The sequence below is a fragment of the Nocardioides ferulae genome, assembly GCF_003660455.1.
In the GTDB taxonomy this organism is placed as follows: Bacteria; Actinomycetota; Actinomycetes; order Propionibacteriales; family Nocardioidaceae; genus Nocardioides; species Nocardioides ferulae.
This window is the reverse complement of record NZ_QZVR01000008.1, coordinates 131105-146251: the sequence shown is the minus strand read 5'-3', so window position 1 is coordinate 146251 and position 15147 is coordinate 131105. Positions and strand designations below refer to the sequence as shown.

Below are 15147 nucleotides of genomic sequence, written 5' to 3'. Positions count from 1 at the left end.
TCCGGTCCAGCCTGCGTCGCCGGGTGAGCGGCGGGCCAGAGTCGGAGGTCCCGAGCCGGCTGCCGACCTGTCGATCGTTCCTCGACACGCCGGCGAACTGCGGGAATCAGTGACGGGTCGGCGATCAACCGCACAGGTCGACGTCGGCGTGGGTCGCCCCACCGGCCAGTGCGGCGTATCCGGGGCCGCGGTCGAAGAACGGCTGCTCCCCCGCCCGGGCCGCCTCGGCGGCGCGGCGGGACCGCTCGGCGGCGGTCGCGTCGGCGTCGTGGCCGAGCACGTCCTCGGGGTCCAGCGAGCCGGTCAGCACCACGCCGTAGTCGGCCAGTGCCGCCTCCGGCGACACCTTGCGCCAGACCACGTCGCGCACCACCAGCTCGGGGTCGCGGGCCAGTGGGTCGCCCCAGCCGCCGCCGCCGGTGGTGCGGATCCGGATGACCTCGCCGGCGCGCACCGGCTCGGCGTCGGCGAGGGCGTCGACGTCCCGCTCGTGCGGACCGCCCGGGTCGATGGTCACCTGGAACGACCGACCGGCCTTGCCGCCCTTGACGCCCCAGCAGGCCAGGATCGACCGGTCGGCGATCGACATGAAGTGCCCGTCCTTGAGCATCCGGATGTGCTTCTCGTAGCCGAGCCCGCCGCGGAACTCGCCCGGCCCGCCGGAGTCGACCGCCAGGCTCAGCGACTCGACCCGGAACGGGAACCGAGCCTCGGTGAACTCGGTGGGCAGGTTGCGCGAGTCGGGGACGACGTGGATGGTGTCCTCGCCGTCGGCGTAGTAGCGCCCGCCCGAGCCGCCGCCGAGCACCTCGCGCATGAGGTAGGGGCGGCCCTCGAGGTCCTCGCCGTAGACGCCGGTGTAGCGGATCGTCTCCTGGTCCGCCGGCATCCGGCCGTCGACGGCCTTCGCGACCACACCGGCGAGCACGCCGAGCAGCCGCAGGATCACGAACGTGCGGGCGTTGGTGGGCGCCGGGAACACCGGGGTCAGCAGGGTGCCCGGCGGGGGGAACCGCATCTCGATCAGCGGCACGATGCCCTCGTTGACGTCGAGCTCGGCCATCCGCTCGGGGGTGTCGGCGAGGTTGCGCAGGATCGGCGCCAGCCACTTCTTCAAGAACACGCCGTCGCTGGCGTCGCCCACGTGGTTGATCGGTCCCTTGGCCTGCGGGCCGGTGCCCGCGAAGTCGAGCACCAGCCGCTCGCCGTCCGGGTCGTCGGCGGCGGTGCGGGTGAGCGTGATCCGCTGTGCGTGCAGCTTCGGGTCCTCGACGCCGTCGTGCTCGGCGTAGTCCTCCCAGGTCCATGTGCCGACCGGGATCTTGGCCAGGATCTCGCGGCGGTAGGTCGCCGTGGTGCGGTCGATGATCGCGTCGAAGCATGCCTCGACCGCCTCGACGCCGTAGCGGTCGAACAGCTCCCCCAGCCGGCGCGCGCCCATCAGGCAGGCCGAGCACTCGGCGTCGAGGTCGGCGGCGAGGCTCTCGGGCATCCTGGAGTTGCGGGTCATGATCGCCAGCGCCGCCCGGTTCGGGACCCCGGCGTCCCAGAGCCGGATCGGCGGGACCATCAGCCCCTCCTCGAACACGCTGGTCGCGGTCGAGGGCATCGACCCGGGCACCGCGCCGCCGATGTCGTCGTGGTGGCCGAAGGCCTGCACGAACGCGACCACCCTGCGCTCCTCCGCCGGGCCGGCGAACACCGGCACGGTGACACACAGGTCGGGCAGGTGCCCGATGCCGCCCTCGGAGCGGTAGACGTCGTTGTGGAAGAAGACATCGCCCTCCCGCATCTGGTCGATCGGGAAGTCGCGGGCCACCGGGTGGACGAGCGCGGAGTAGGACCGCCCGGTGAGCTTGCGCAGCAGGCGGTCGTGGATGCCGGCGCGGAAGTCGTGGGCGTCCCGGATCATCGGGCTGCGGCTGGTGCGGCCGATGGCGGTCTCGACCTCCATCTCGACGCTGGCCAGCGAGCCCTGCACGATCTCGACGAGCACGGGGTCGGCGCTGCGGCCGGCGTCGGCGGTCAGCGTGCCGAACGGGAACTGGGTCGGCGCCCTTCGGGAGCCCAGGTCGGGTGCGGTCATCAGACGCTCCTGGTCACGATCAGGTTGAGGTGTTCGTCGACCCGGGCGGCGAACCCGGGGTGCAGCGGGACCGTGGAGCCGAACTCCTCGACGATCGCCGGCCCCTCGACGACCGTGCCTGGCACCAGGGCGGTGCGCTGGTAGACGGGGGTGTCGACATAACCGGCCGCGGCGTCGAAGCAGACCGCGCGGTTGCCGGTGTGGGCGGCGTCCTCGGAGGTGTCGGGAGTGCGCTCGGGAAGGTCGTGGCGGCGGATCACGGGGCGCTGGATCGGGCCGACGCCCGAGACCCGCAGGTTGACCCACTCGACCTGCTGGGTCGCGTCGTCGGCGAAGTCGTAGCCGTACAGCGACCGGTGCTCGGCGTGGAAGCGGGCGGCGACCTCGTCGAGCAGGGCCGCGTCGACGGGGCCGTCGGCCACCGGCACCCGCACCTCGAAGGCCTGCCCGAAGTAGCGCAGGTCCGCGGTGCGCAGGAAGCGGTGCTGCTCGGGCGCGAAGCCCTCGGCGGTCAGCGCGGCGGCCGCCTGGTCGGTGAGCGCGGCGTACACCGCTGCCACCTCGCCGGGCTCGAGCGCGTCGGCGAGCGTCACGTGCGTCTGGACGTAGTCGTTCTTCACGTCGACGGTGAGCAGCCCGAACGCCGACACGTTGCCGGGGTTCGGCGGCACCAGCACCGTCGGCACGCCCAGGACGTCCATCAGCCGGCACAGCAGCAGCGAGCCGGACCCGCCGAAGGTGGTGAGCGTGAAGTCGCGGACGTCGAGCCCGCGCTTGACCGTCACCTGGCGCAGCGCGTTGGCCTGGTTCCACGCGGAGATCTCCAGGATGCCGGTCGCACACGCCTCGGGGCTGAGCCCGAGGCGCTCGGCGAGCCGTTCGACGCCGGATGCCGCCGCGTCGACGTCGAGCGGGATCTCGCCGCCCAGCAGGTGCGGGGGGATCCGGCCGAGGTAGACGTGGGCGTCGGTGATCGTCACCGCTCCGTCGGCGCCGCCCCTGCCGTAGCAGAGCGGCCCGGGGTCGGCGCCCGCCGACTGAGGCCCCACCTTGAGCGTGCCCTCCGGGGAGAGCCACGCGATCGAGCCGCCGCCCGCACCGACCGTGACCACGTCGATCATCGGGATCTTCGACGGGAACGCCCCCACCGATCCCTCGGTCGTGAGCGTCGGCTCGCCGTCGATGACGACCGACACGTCGGTGGAGGTGCCGCCGCCGTCGCTGGTCAGCACCCGGTCGAACCCGGCGACCTTCGCGATCAGCGCCGCGCCCAGCGCGCCGGCCGCGGGACCGGAGAGCACCGTGGTGATCGGCTGGTGCACAACCTCGGCGGCCGAGAGCACGCCGCCGTTGCTCTTCATGACATAGAACGGCAACCCTCGGGGGGCTCCGCCCCCAGACCCCCCGACCACACCCGAGTGCCCGCCGACCACTCCGGGGTCGTCCGGGGTGAACTCCCGCAGGCGGCCCTCGATGTTGCCGACGTACGCCGCCAGCCGGGGCTTCACCGCCGCGTCGACCAGTGTGGTCATCGCCCGCTCGTACTCGCGGTACTCGCGCAGCACCTCGCTGGAGAGCGAGACCACCGCCTCGGGGTGCTCCTCCGCGAGGATCTCGCGCATCCGCTGCTCGTGCGCCGGGTTGGCGTAGGAGTGCAGGAAGCACACGCCCAGCGTCGAGACGCCCCGGTCGCGGAACCACCGGGCCACCCGTCGGGCGCCGTCCTCGTCGAAGGGGCGCACCTCGGCGCCGGTGAAGTCGAGGCGCCCCTCGACGCCCTGCACGAGGTCGCGGGGCACGATCCGGTCCGGCTTCACCCAGAAGTAGGAGTTGCCGTAGCCGTCCGGCACCGACTGGCGGGCGATCTCGAGCATCGCCTCGTAGCCGGTGTTCGTCACGAACCCGAGCCGGCCGACCTTGCCCTCGAGCAGCTGGTTGGTCGCCACCGTGGTGCCGTGGCTGACCGCCACGATCGCCGCACCCTGCTCGCGCCGGTCGAGGTCGCCGAGCCCGAGCAGGCCGAGCACCTTGTCGATGCCGGCCAGGAACCCGTCGGCCGGGTTCGCCGGTGTGGAGGGGGTCTTGGTGGTGACCAGCTCGCCGGAGGCCTCGTCGAAGGCCACCACGTCGGTGAAGGTGCCGCCGGTGTCGATGCCGATCCGGATCCGCCGCGTCATGGTGAGGATTCAACCCAAGTCGCCCGAGGCTCAACCACAGCGAAGACTGCCTACCCGGACCCCCTTCGTTGGCAGGTTGTGCCTGTGCCCGCACTGCGGCGCGGCCCTTCGTTTGGTCGGCGGTCGACGGTGGAAGAACCCTCTCGCCAGCCTCCAACCCCAGTCCCGAGGAGCAGCCTTGCCTGAGCGTGGCAGCCGGACCACCCGACCCGATCCCGCGATCCCGGCGGCCGTGATCGGGGGACTGGTCCTCCTGGCGGCGCTGGTGGGGCTCACCCTGCTCCCCGAGGGGCCGTCCACCGACGTGGAGGTGCCCGCCGTCGCCGCGGCCCCGGTGACGGTGAGGACCGACGAGGGCGCGGCGACCACCGTGGCCTGCCGCGGCTACCACCTGGCCATGGCGGGCTCGGGGGTGCGCGGACTCCTGGCCGACCTCGAGCAGGAGGCCTCGTCGGCCAAGGAGTCGTTCGGCTACTCGAACGCCCAGAACTACTTCTTCGACGGCTACGACCCCGACCCGGTGGGCGCCACGATCTCCGAGGCCATCACGGGGGTGCAGGCGGCGGCGAGCACCGCAGGGCTCCCCGAGGAGGAGTACGACGCGATGGCCGGGCTGGCCGACGCCCTCGGTGAGGCCCGGTCGCTGCTGCGGCTCGAGGGCCCGTCGGCGTACGACCTCGACGCCGTCATCTCCGCGCTCGACCGTACGGCCAACCTCGACTACGAGGTGGCCCGCCTCTGCCCCTGACCGGCCCAGCTCAGCCGTCGGGGGCCCGGTCGTTGTAGACGCCCGCGGGCTGCTGCCCGCTCAGCGTCCCGATCGCGGCCATGATCTCGTCGGTCAGCTCGCGACGGGCCCGGCCCAGCGGCACGCCCGCGAACCGCTCCCCCGCCTCGATCGGCTCGCCGAACGACACGGTGACCGGCACGATCCGGGGCAGCCGCGCTCCCACCGGCTGCAGGTGCTCGGTGCCGCGCAGCCCCACCGGCACCACCGGCACGCCGGCGGTGAGCGCGAGGTGCGCGACCCCGGTGCGGCCGCGGTAGAGCCGGCCGTCACGGGAGCGGGTGCCCTCGGGATAGATGCCGAACGCCTCGCCGCGCCTGAGCACCTCCAGCGCGGTGTCCAGGCTGCTCAGCGCCGCCGAGGCGTCGTCGCGGTCGACCGGCAGCATGCCCATCCCGGTGAACCACGCCCGTTGCACCGCACCGCGCACGCCGGAGCCGGTGAAGTAGTCCGACTTGGCCAAGAACACGACCTTGCGCGGCACCACGACCGGGATCACCACCGAGTCGGCGAAGCTGAGGTGGTTGCTGGCGATGATCACCGGTCCGGTGCGCGGCAGGTGCTCGAGGCCCACGACCGTCGGCCGCCACACGGCCTTGGCGACCGGAGGCACGAGCCGGTGCAGCACGGCGTACATCACTGAGCCAGTCTGACCGACCCGTCCACGGCTACCGGCCGGTCATCTCCGGGTGGACGCCGCGGTCACCGGCCGGCGCGCACCACCAGCAGCGCCACGTCGTCCTCGGTGAACCCCTTCACCAGCCGCAGCAGCAGGTCGCACAGCTCCTCGGGGTGCAGCCGCTCCCGGTCGCGCAGGGCGTCGAGCAGCCACCCGAGGCTGACGTCGAGGGGCACGCCGCGACGCTCCACCAGCCCGTCGGTGTAGAGCACCAGGCTGCTGCCCGGCTCGAGCTCCACGTCGTGGTCGTGGCGGGGGGTCGACGGCTCGAGACCCAGCAGCAGGTCCGGCCTGGTCTCCAGCAGCTTGGTGCTGCCGTCGGGCGCGAGCAGCACCGGCGGCGGGTGGCCGGCGTTGGACCACCGGCACGAGAGCGCACCGGTGTGCGGACGCCGGTCGACCTGGGCGACGACCGCGGTCGCCACCGCCGGGACCTCGAGCCCCTTCATGGCCGAGTCGAGCCCGCCGAGCACTCCCGACGGCGCCCCACGCCGGGTCCACGCCACCCCGCGCACCAGGTTGCGCAGCTGCGCCATCGCGGCGGCCGCCTCGCGGTCGTGGCCCGCCACGTCGCCGACGACGACCGTGAGGCCGCCGTCACCGGTGGTGAAGGCGTCGTACCAGTCGCCGCCGATCTGGGCGACCTCGGCCGCCGGCTGGTAGCGCACCGCCACCTCGGCGAAGGGGATGCTCGGCGGGCTGGTCAGCAGGCTCAGCTGGAGCGCCGTCGAGAGGCCGCGCTCGGCCTCCAGGGCCGAGGCCCGGTCCATCGCCTGGGCCAGGCTGGTCGCGATCAGGTTCAAGAAGTCGAGGTAGTCCGCGTCGGCGGGAAGGAACGGGCTCAGCCGCACGGCCAGCACCGTGCCGCCGACCCCCGGCTCCGCGGTGGGCAACGGGATCAGCACCAGCCGGGCGTCGTCGCGTCCCTCGTCGAGGAGGATCTCGCGCATCGGCGGCCGTGGCGCGGTGGGCGTGCGTCTCGGGTCGGGGGCCAGCCGGATCTCCGCCTCAGGCAGGTCGGCGTGGTCGGTGGCGAACACCTCGTCGGCGCGCACGGTGACCTCGTCGGTGCGCTGCACCTCCGCCAGCGACTCCTGCAGCCGCGAGAGCAGGCGCAGCCGGCGGGCCGCCACCACCTGCCGGGTGGTCTCGGAGGCGATGTCGATCAGCCCCTCGATGTCGCCGTCGCGGCCGCGCACCGGGGAGTAGGAGAACGTGAAGTAGCACTCCTCCATGAAGCCGTTGCGCTCCAGCGGGATCAGCTCGTCCTCCACCCAGGTCGGCTCGCCCCGCTCGCGAACCGCCTCCATCATCGGGCCGACCAGATCCCAGGCCTCCGGGAAGACCTCGTGGGCGGGGCGGCCGAGGGCGCTGGGGTGCTTGCCGGTGATCAGCTCGGCATACGCCTCGTTGTAGAGCAGCACGAACTCGGGGCCCCACAGCAACGTGACCGGGAAGCGGGTCTGCAGCGCCGAGTCCAGGGTGCCGCGCAGCGTCCGGCTCCACCCGACCGGGGCGCCGAGCGGCGTCGCCGCCCAGTCGACGGCGTGGTACGCCGCCTCCAGGCGGCCCGCGCGCGCGAAGAGGTCGGTGGCCGGCACGGCACCAGTTAACCCTCTCGGGGCGCCGGCGGCATCCCCGCGCAGGGGTGAGGCGCGCGGAGGCGGGACGGGATAAGGCCCTAGCGCTGAGAAAGGCGAAGGGCCCTTGCGAGTATGAGTCGCAAGGGCCCTTCTGGTCGACCGGCGCCGGTGACGTCTCCGGTCGGACAGCTCCATCGGTTGGACCCCGGCCGCTGCGTCACCCAGCTGCCGCGGCGGGTCTCCCCAGCCGTGCGGATCCTCGTCTTCGAGCCGTCCCGCTCTCCCCGGGGGGAGTGCGTGGGACAAGTTCTACGCCCCGGCGCGACCGGGCCGCAACGGTTCGCGGGACATTCCGCTGGTTCCACCGCGGCGTCCACAGGTCGTGCCGGGTTCTCCACCACAGGAGACCTCAGTGCACAGGCTGCGGACCAGACCTGTGGAGGGGGCTGTGGAGAAGTCGCCGGGTCAGCGGGACCCGAGGACCGACTCGAACGCGGCGGCGACCTCCAGGAGCCGGCGGTCGGCACCGTGCGGGGCCACCACCTGGATGCCCACCGGGAGCCCGTCGGCGGTGGCGCCGGCGGGCAGCGCGATCGCCGGGCAGCCGGTGACGGTGACGAAGTAGGCCGAGCGCATCCAGTCGAGGTAGCTCGCCATCGGGCGGCCGTTGATCGAGGTCGGGAACTCCTGCTCGACGGGGAACGGCGGCACCTGTGAGACCGGCAGCACCAGCACGTCGTGGTCGACGAAGAAGTGGCGCATCCGCTCGCCCAGCTCGGTGCGCTGGCGGTAGGCGCGGGCGACGTCCGCGCCGGTCAGCGGCTCGCCGGCCCGGATGTTGTCGGCCAGGCTGGGCTTGAGCTCGCCGGGGTGGGCGGCGAGCAGGTCGCCGAGCTTGGCGTGCAGGTGCCAGGCGCGGAGGGTGCGGAAGGTGTCCTCGGCCGGCGACAGGTCCGGGTGGGCCGCGGCCACCCGGGCGCCTGCACCGGCCAGCGCCCCGGCCGCCCGGTCGACGACGGCGGCGACCTCGGCGTCGACCTCGAACGCGCCGCCCAGGTCGATCGAGGTCGCCACTCGCAGGCCGGCCAGCGGGGCGCTCACGGGGTCGGCGAACGGCTCGGCGAAGACCGCGCCCGGGTCGCCGAGCGCCATCGGGGCGCGCGGGTCGGGTCCGGCGAGGACCGAGAGCAACAGCGCCAGGTCGCCGACGTTGCGGGCCAGCGGGCCACCGACCGACGTGGTCTCCCACTGGTTGTAGAGCGGCCACTCGGGCACCCGGCCCAGCGACGGCCGCATCCCGACGACCCCGCAGAACGAGGCGGGGTTGCGCAGCGAGCCGCCCATGTCGGAGCCGTCGGCGAGCGGCACCATGCCGCTGGCCAGCGCGCAGGCGGCGCCGCCGCTGGACCCGCCCGCGGACCGGCTCGGGTCGACCGGGTTGCGGGTGGTGCCGAAGACCCGGTTGAAGGTGTGCGACCCGGCGGCGAACTCGGGCACGTTGGTCTTGCCGAGCACCACCACGCCCGCGCGGCGTACTCGCTCGACGAGGAGCTCGTCGGCGTCCGGCACGTGGTCGGCGAAGAGCGGTGAGCCGAAGGTGGTGCGCCATCCGGCGACCGCGTGGGTGTCCTTGAACGCGAACGGCAGCCCGTGGAGCGGGCCCACCGGCGACCCCGAGGCCAGCCGCTGGTCGGCCTCGGCGGCGCCCGCCCGGGCCCGCTCCTCGTCGAGAGAGACGATCGCGGTGAGCTCCGGGTTGCGCTCGGCGATCCGGGCCAGGTGGAGCTCGAGCAGCTCGCGGGCGGAGATCCGGCGCCCGAGCAGCGCCGCGAGCATCTCGCGAGCGGTGGCCTCGACGGTGAGGTCGCTCATCGCCGGCGACCGAGCCGCGAGCCCGCCAGCACCCCCAGCAGCACGAGTCCGGCGCCGAGCACGACCCCCTTGAAGAAGTCGGTCTCCGAGGAGACCGCGGGTCGCGGGGGCGCGGTGAAGACGGCGCCCGCGGCCGGCTGGTCAGCGGCCGGCTGCCCGGCGGCCGGCTGCCCGGCGGCCGGCTGCGGTGCGGTCAGTGCCCCGCCGACGTTGCCGAAGAACTCCCCCGCCATCCGCTTCGAGACGCTGGTGAGCATCCGCTGCCCCACCCCGCCGAGCATGCCGCCGACGGTCGCGTCGGCGTCGTAGTGGATCCGGGTGCCCTCGGCGCCGAGGTCCTCGAAGCGGACCCCCACCTCCGCGTCGATGGTGCCGGGCGCGCCGCTGCCGGACAGGCGCATCGTCAGCGACCGGTGCGGCTCGAGGTCGAAGAGCTCGCAGCCGCCGGAGTAGGTGCCCTTGATCGCGGCGACGCCGACGGTCACGGTCATCTCGTAGGCGTGCTCTCCCGCCGCCACCAGCCGCTCGCAGCCGGGGATCGTCGCGACCAGCACGCGCGGGTCGAGCAGGGCGTCCCAGACCTGCTCGACCGGCTGCGGCAGCGTCTCGGCGCCGGTGATCTTCACGGGGTCTCCTTCGGTGGATGCGGGGTCTCGGCAGGCTCGACCACCGGTCGGTCGTGGGTGCGGCGCAGCTCGAACAGCTCCGAGGGCGAGATCGGCATCGCGGTGATCGGGATCCTCTCGGCGTCCTCGATCGCGGCCGCGAACACGGCCGCGGACGGGATCACCCCGGCCTCGCCGGCCCCCTTGATGCCCAGCGGGTTCAGCGGCGAGGGCGTCTCCAGGTGGTCGATGTCGATGCCGTCGGGCACCTCGGAGACGTAGGGCATGAGGAAGTCCATGAACGAGGCGTTGAGCAGCTGGCCGGACTCGTCGTAGGCCATCCGCTCGTAGAGCGCGCCGCCGACGCCCTGGGCGACGCCGCCGTGGATCTGGCCCTCGACGATCATCGGGTTGATCAGGTGGCCGCAGTCGTGGACGACGGCGTACTTGAGGATCTTCACCTCGGCGGTGTCGGGGTCGGTCTCGACGATCACCGCGTGCATGCCGGAGGCGAACGTCGCGCGCTCGGGTGAGTAGAAGTCCCGGCCCTCCAGGCCGGGCTCGTCGTCCTCGGCGACCGGCGGCTTGCCCGGGTCGCCGACCGAGAACTGGGTGGCGGCCTTGGACGCCTCGTCGAAGGCGTAGCGCAGCGGGTTCGAGAGCACCGAGACCGTGCCGAGATCGAGCGCGGCGCCCGGTGACCCCTTCACCGACACCACGCCGTCGACGATCTGCAGGTCGGCGGGGTCGGCCTCGAGCGCGTCGGCGGCGATCCGCAGCACCTTCTCCTTGGCACGCTTGGCCGCCAGGTGGATCGCCGAGCCGCTCATCACCGCGGCCCGGGAGGCGAACGTGCCGACGGCGTACGGCATCCGGCGGGTGTCGCCGGTGACCACCTCGACGTCCTCGAAGCGCACCCCGAGCTCGTCGGCCACCAGCTGCGCGAACACGGTGGCGTGGCCCTGCCCTTGGGTGGTCAGACCGGTGGCGACCTTCACCTTGCCGGTGGTCTCGATGTGCACGTGGGCGCCTTCGTAGGGGCCGACGCCGGTGCCCTCGACGTAGCAGGCCAGGCCGATCCCGACCCGCCGGCCCTGCTCGGCCATCTCCGCCCGGAACGCCGGGAACTCGTCCCAGCCGACCAGCGCCTTGATCTTCTCCAGCATCTGCGGGTAGTCACCGGAGTCGTACTCGAGCTCGCGGCCGTCCTGGAAGATCAGCCCCTGGTCGAAGGGGAACTCGTCGGGCTGGATGAAGTTCACCGCCCGCACCTCGGCGCGGTCCTTGCCGAGGTAGGCGGCGATCGCGTCGATGGTGCGCTCCATCGCGAAGCACCCCTGCGGCCGGCCGGCGCCGCGATAGGGCGTGACCATCACCGTGTTGGTGTAGAGGCTCTCGAACACCACGCGGTAGACCTCGGGCTTGTAGGGCCCGAGCAGCTGGGTCGAGGTGATGATCGGCACGATCAGGCCGTACGGCGTGTAGGCGCCGTGGTCGTGCCAGAAGGTCACGTCGAGCCCGAGCAGCCGGCCGTCGTCGTCGAAGCCGACCTCGACGTGCTGCACCTGGGCCCGCTCGTGGGCGGAGGAGACGAAGTGCTCGCGGCGGTCCTCGGTGAACTTCACCGGGCGGCCGAGGGCGCGGGCGGCCAGGGGCACCAGCAGCTCCTCGGGCCAGGGGTGGTTGATCTTCACCCCGAACCCACCGCCGACGTCGGGCGTGACCACGTCGACCTGGCCGAGGTCGAGCCCGAGCTTGACCGCGACCGCGGCACGCACCCCGGTCGAGGACTGGGTGGAGGTCCACACCTGGAGCCGGTCGGTGTCGGGGTCCCAGCGGGCCACCGTGCCGCGACCCTCGAGCGGGGTGCAGGCGCTGCGCTCGACCTCGAGGTCGAGGGCCAGCCGGTGCGGGGCCGCGGCGACGGCCGCGGCCGCGTCACCGGTGGACTGCTCGAGCCGCGCGCCGACGTTGCCGGGCACGGGGCCGGCCGGGTCGTCGGGGTCGTCGTGCACCAGGTGCTCGGCGGCCCGGGCGGCCTCGATGCCGACCACCGGCGGCAGCACCTCGTAGCTGACGTGGATGCGGGCCAGGGCGTCCTCGGCGACGTAGCGGTCGTCGGCGACCACGAACGCGACCGCCTCGCCGGCGTAGTTCACCTCGTGGCGGGCCAGGGCGTACTGGGTGCGTCCGTGGGTCAGCGCCGGGTGCGGGATCAGCAGCGGCAGCGGGTCGGCCATCGGCGCCGAGAGGCCGGCGAGGTCCTCGTAGGTCCACACCGCGTGCACGCCGTCGAGGTCGAGCACCGCGTCGACGTCGATGTCGACGATGCGCGCGTGGGCATGCGGGCTGCGCAGCACCGCGGCGTGCAGCACCTGCTGGCCGGTGTCGGAGGCAGAGCCGGCCAGCACGTCGTCGACGTAGCGGCCGCCGCCGCGCAGGAACCGCTGGTCCTCGACCCGCTGGACCGGCTGGCCCATCAGCTTGGTGGTCACCGGGCGGCCCCCTCGGGGGTCTCGGCAGTCTCCGCCACCGCCGCGGCGGTCTCGGCGGTGATCGCCGCGGCGCGCTCCACCGCCTTGACGATGTTCTGGTAGCCGGTGCACCGGCACAGGTTGCCGCCGACCATCTCGCGGGCCTCGTCGTGCGTGGGGTGCGGGTTCTCCCGCAGGCCCGCGGTGATCGTGGTGAGGAACCCGGGGGTGCAGAAGCCGCACTGCAGGCCGTGGCACTCGGCGAACGCCTGCTGCACCGGGGAGAGGGAGCCGTCGGGCTCGGTGAGGCCCTCGACCGTGGTCAGCTCGGCGCCCTCGGCGGAGACCGCGAGCATCAGGCACGCGCGCATCGGGCGGCCGTCGACCAGGATCGTGCAGGCGCCGCAGACGCCGTGCTCGCAGCCGACGTGGGTGCCGGTCAGGCCCAGGTCGTGGCGCAGCGCGTCGGAGAGGAGACGCCGCGCCGGCACTCGGATCTCGCGGGTGACACCGTTGACCACCAGCCGGACGTCGTGCTGCTCCTCACTCATGCCTCGGATCCTCCTTCGGTGGTGGCGTCGGCGTACGCCGCTCGCAGCACGCGGGCGGTCAGCACCCGCACCAGCTGGGCGCGGTAGGCGGCGGTGGCGTGGATGTCGGCGGCCGGGTCGAGGTGCTCGAGGGCGGCCTCGCCGGCCGCGGCCAGCGAGGCGTCGGTGACCGCACCGCCGAGCGCCTCGGTGAGGTCGACGACCGTGGGCACGTCGGCCACCGAGAGGTAGCCGGCGGAGGCGGCGGCCACGGCGCCGTCGACCACCCGGACCTGCGCGGCCACCCCGCAGAGCGCGTAGTCGCCGTGCCGCCGGGCGACCTCGTCGAACCCGACGCCGGTGTCGGGGGGCAGGGCCGGGAAGAAGGCCGAGGTGGCGACCTCGTCGGGGCGAAGCGACGACTCGAGAGGGCCGACGAACAGCTCGCCGGCCGGGATGGTGCGGCTGCCCGAGGCCGACTCCGCGGTCACCGACCCGCCCAGCAGCGAGAGCACCGCCGGCATCTCGGCGGAGGCGTCGGCGTGCACGATCGACCCGACCGTGGTGCCACGGTTGCGGATCGTCGCGTGGGCGACGTGGGCGAGCGCCATCGCCAGCAGCGGCTGGACCCGGCGCGCCTCGGCGGAGGCGAGCAGGTCGGCGTGGCGCACCAGCGCCCCCACCCGGACCCCGTCGGGAGCGACGTTGATCTCGCCGAGGTCCGGGAGGGAGTTCAGGTCGACGAGCAGGCCCGGCGCCGCCAGCCTCATCGACAGCAGCGGCACCAGGCTCTGCCCGCCGGCCAGCACCTTCGCGTCCGGCTCCGCCGCGAGCAGCTCGAGGGCCTCGGGCAGCGTCGCGGGTCGGCGGTAGGCGAAGGGTGCTGGCTTCACGTCGGGCTAGGCCTTCCCGTGCGGGTGGTCGCGGTGGTGCGGGGCGGCGTGGTCCTCGACGTCGGCGCCGGCGCGGGTGACGATCAGTGCCCCTTCGCCGTCCTGCGGGGCGATCAGTCGGGCGAGGTGGTAGCCGGCCAGGATCACGATCGTGCCCAGCGCGATGCCCCCGAGGGAGAAGTCGTCGGTGACCTGGAAGAACCCGGTGGTGTCGTAGCCGATGCCGATGATGAGGCCCGCCGCGAGCGGCACCAGGTTGGCCGGGTTGGCGAAGTTGACGCCGTTCTCGACCCAGATCTTGGCGCCGAGCAGGCCGATCATGCCGTAGAGCACCAGCGTGATGCCGCCCAGTACCCCGCCCGGCGTGGCCGAGATGATCGCTCCGAACTTCGGCACGAAGCCGAGCAGGATCGCCACCGCTGCCGCGACGTAGTAGGCGGCCGTGGAGTAGACCCGGGTGGCGGCCATGACGCCGATGTTCTCGGCGTACGTCGTGGTGGGCGAGCCGCCGATGGAGGTGGCGATCACGGTGCCGACGCCGTCGGCGCCGACGGCGCGGCCCATCACGGGGTCGAGGTCGGTGCCGGTCATGCCCGAGACGGCCTTCACGTGACCCATGTTCTCGGCGACGAGCGCGATCACGGCGGGGAGCGCCAGCAGCGCGAACGTGATCGAGAACGACGGCAGGTGCCAGCCGACCTGGGCCATGTTCTCGAGCTCGTACTGGTTGCCGACCAAGCCCTCGGCGGTCTTGTCCGGGAGGCCGAACCAGGGCTCGCTCTTCACACCGTCCCAGTTGACCCGGTCACCGTCGACGCCCCCGACGCCCATGACGTCGAAGAGCCAGGACAGCGCGTAGCCGAAGATCAGGCCGAGGAAGATCGCGATCCGGCCGAGGAAGCCGCGCAGTCCCACCGCCATCAGCACCACGGCGACCATCGTGATCATCGCCATCCACCGGTCGGCCGGCAGGTAGAGGTCGGTCGAGACCCCGGCCAGGTTGAACCCGATCAGCATCACCACCGCGCCGGTGACAACCGGCGGCAGCAGCGCGTTGATGAAGTCGGCGCCGAGGTAGTGGATGAGCACGCCGACCAGGGCCAGCACGACGCCTGAGACCAGGATCGCACCGGTGACATCGGCGGGACCGCCCTCCTGCGCATAGATCGCGCCGGCACCACCGACGAAGGACGCCGACGTGCCGAGATAGCTGGGCACCATGCCCTTGACGATCAGCAGGAAGCAGATCGTGGCGATGCCGCTCATCAGGATCGCGAGGTTCGGATCCAGCCCCATGATGAGTGGGAAGACGAACGTCGCACCGAACATCGCGACCACGTGCTGGGCGCCGAGCCCGGCGGTCTTGCCCCAGCTCAGTCGCTGGTGCGGGGCGACCGCCTCACCGGGACCGGGATCGACCAGGTCCCACTTGAACATCGACATGTCTTCGAGCCTTTCGTC

At 73.1% G+C, this 15147-nt stretch carries 11 protein-coding genes; 1 reads left to right on the top strand and 10 read right to left on the bottom strand.

Going from position 1 to position 15147, the window contains the following annotated elements:
• Positions 1-124 precede the first annotated feature (124 nt).
• Together D6B71_RS12095 and D6B71_RS12090 are read right to left on the bottom strand one after the other, a co-directional pair.
• On the bottom strand, positions 125-2086 hold the full coding sequence (locus D6B71_RS12095) for a hydantoinase B/oxoprolinase family protein (RefSeq protein ID WP_121255369.1): 1962 nt from the start codon (positions 2084-2086) through the stop codon (positions 125-127).
• Positions 2086-4263 carry a hydantoinase/oxoprolinase family protein gene (locus D6B71_RS12090; RefSeq protein WP_121255366.1) on the bottom strand — a complete coding sequence of 726 codons (2178 nt, stop codon included), beginning with the start codon at positions 4261-4263 and terminating at the stop codon, positions 2086-2088. Before D6B71_RS12090 ends, D6B71_RS12095 begins: the two co-directional genes overlap by 1 nt.
• A 178-nt stretch (positions 4264-4441) precedes the next feature.
• Here D6B71_RS12090 and D6B71_RS12085 point away from each other — a divergent pair, with 178 nt between their 5' ends.
• The gene (locus D6B71_RS12085; RefSeq protein ID WP_121255364.1) at positions 4442-5011 is read left to right on the top strand and encodes a hypothetical protein; all 570 of its coding nucleotides are present in this window, start codon (positions 4442-4444) and stop codon (positions 5009-5011) included.
• 10 nt (positions 5012-5021) lie between these two features.
• Here the strand turns inward: D6B71_RS12085 and D6B71_RS12080 are convergent, their stop codons facing one another.
• From D6B71_RS12080 to D6B71_RS12045, 8 genes are all read right to left on the bottom strand, one after another.
• On the bottom strand, positions 5022-5687 hold the full coding sequence (locus D6B71_RS12080) for a lysophospholipid acyltransferase family protein (RefSeq protein WP_121255362.1): 666 nt from the start codon (positions 5685-5687) through the stop codon (positions 5022-5024).
• A 65-nt stretch (positions 5688-5752) separates the two neighbouring features.
• Positions 5753-7330, bottom strand: coding sequence for a SpoIIE family protein phosphatase (locus D6B71_RS12075; RefSeq protein ID WP_164519634.1), 1578 nt, complete (start codon positions 7328-7330; stop codon positions 5753-5755).
• Between the two features lie 447 nt (positions 7331-7777).
• A complete protein-coding gene (locus D6B71_RS12070) occupies positions 7778-9184 on the bottom strand; it encodes an amidase (protein ID WP_121255359.1) in 1407 nt (468 codons plus the stop codon).
• On the bottom strand, positions 9181-9810 hold the full coding sequence (locus tag D6B71_RS12065) for an SRPBCC family protein (protein ID WP_121255357.1): 630 nt from the start codon (positions 9808-9810) through the stop codon (positions 9181-9183). Before D6B71_RS12065 ends, D6B71_RS12070 begins: the two co-directional genes overlap by 4 nt.
• Positions 9807-12284, bottom strand: a complete 2478-nt coding sequence (cutA, locus tag D6B71_RS12060) for an aerobic carbon-monoxide dehydrogenase large subunit (RefSeq protein ID WP_121255354.1) — start codon at positions 12282-12284, stop codon at positions 9807-9809. Before cutA ends, D6B71_RS12065 begins: the two co-directional genes overlap by 4 nt.
• Positions 12281-12814 carry a (2Fe-2S)-binding protein gene (locus D6B71_RS12055; RefSeq protein WP_121255352.1) on the bottom strand — a complete coding sequence of 178 codons (534 nt, stop codon included), beginning with the start codon at positions 12812-12814 and terminating at the stop codon, positions 12281-12283. The genes cutA and D6B71_RS12055 overlap by 4 nt, the downstream gene beginning before the upstream one ends.
• Positions 12811-13686, bottom strand: a complete 876-nt coding sequence (locus tag D6B71_RS12050; protein WP_121255350.1) for an FAD binding domain-containing protein — start codon at positions 13684-13686, stop codon at positions 12811-12813. The genes D6B71_RS12055 and D6B71_RS12050 overlap by 4 nt, the downstream gene beginning before the upstream one ends.
• 6 nt (positions 13687-13692) lie before the next feature.
• Positions 13693-15129 carry a uracil-xanthine permease family protein gene (locus D6B71_RS12045; RefSeq protein WP_121255349.1) on the bottom strand — a complete coding sequence of 479 codons (1437 nt, stop codon included), beginning with the start codon at positions 15127-15129 and terminating at the stop codon, positions 13693-13695.
• Positions 15130-15147 lie beyond the last annotated feature (18 nt).

Excerpts from the sequence above, each read along its gene's own strand:
- D6B71_RS12090 (WP_121255366.1), bottom strand. The coding sequence starts at position 4,263 with ATGACGCGGCGGATCCGGATCGGCATCGACACCGGCGGCACCTTCACC.
- D6B71_RS12095 (WP_121255369.1), bottom strand. The coding sequence starts at position 2,086 with ATGACCGCACCCGACCTGGGCTCCCGAAGGGCGCCGACCCAGTTCCCG.
- D6B71_RS12080 (WP_121255362.1), bottom strand. The coding sequence starts at position 5,687 with ATGTACGCCGTGCTGCACCGGCTCGTGCCTCCGGTCGCCAAGGCCGTG.
- D6B71_RS12055 (WP_121255352.1), bottom strand. The coding sequence starts at position 12,814 with ATGAGTGAGGAGCAGCACGACGTCCGGCTGGTGGTCAACGGTGTCACC.
- D6B71_RS12045 (WP_121255349.1), bottom strand. The coding sequence starts at position 15,129 with ATGTCGATGTTCAAGTGGGACCTGGTCGATCCCGGTCCCGGTGAGGCG.
- D6B71_RS12070 (WP_121255359.1), bottom strand. The coding sequence starts at position 9,184 with ATGAGCGACCTCACCGTCGAGGCCACCGCTCGCGAGATGCTCGCGGCG.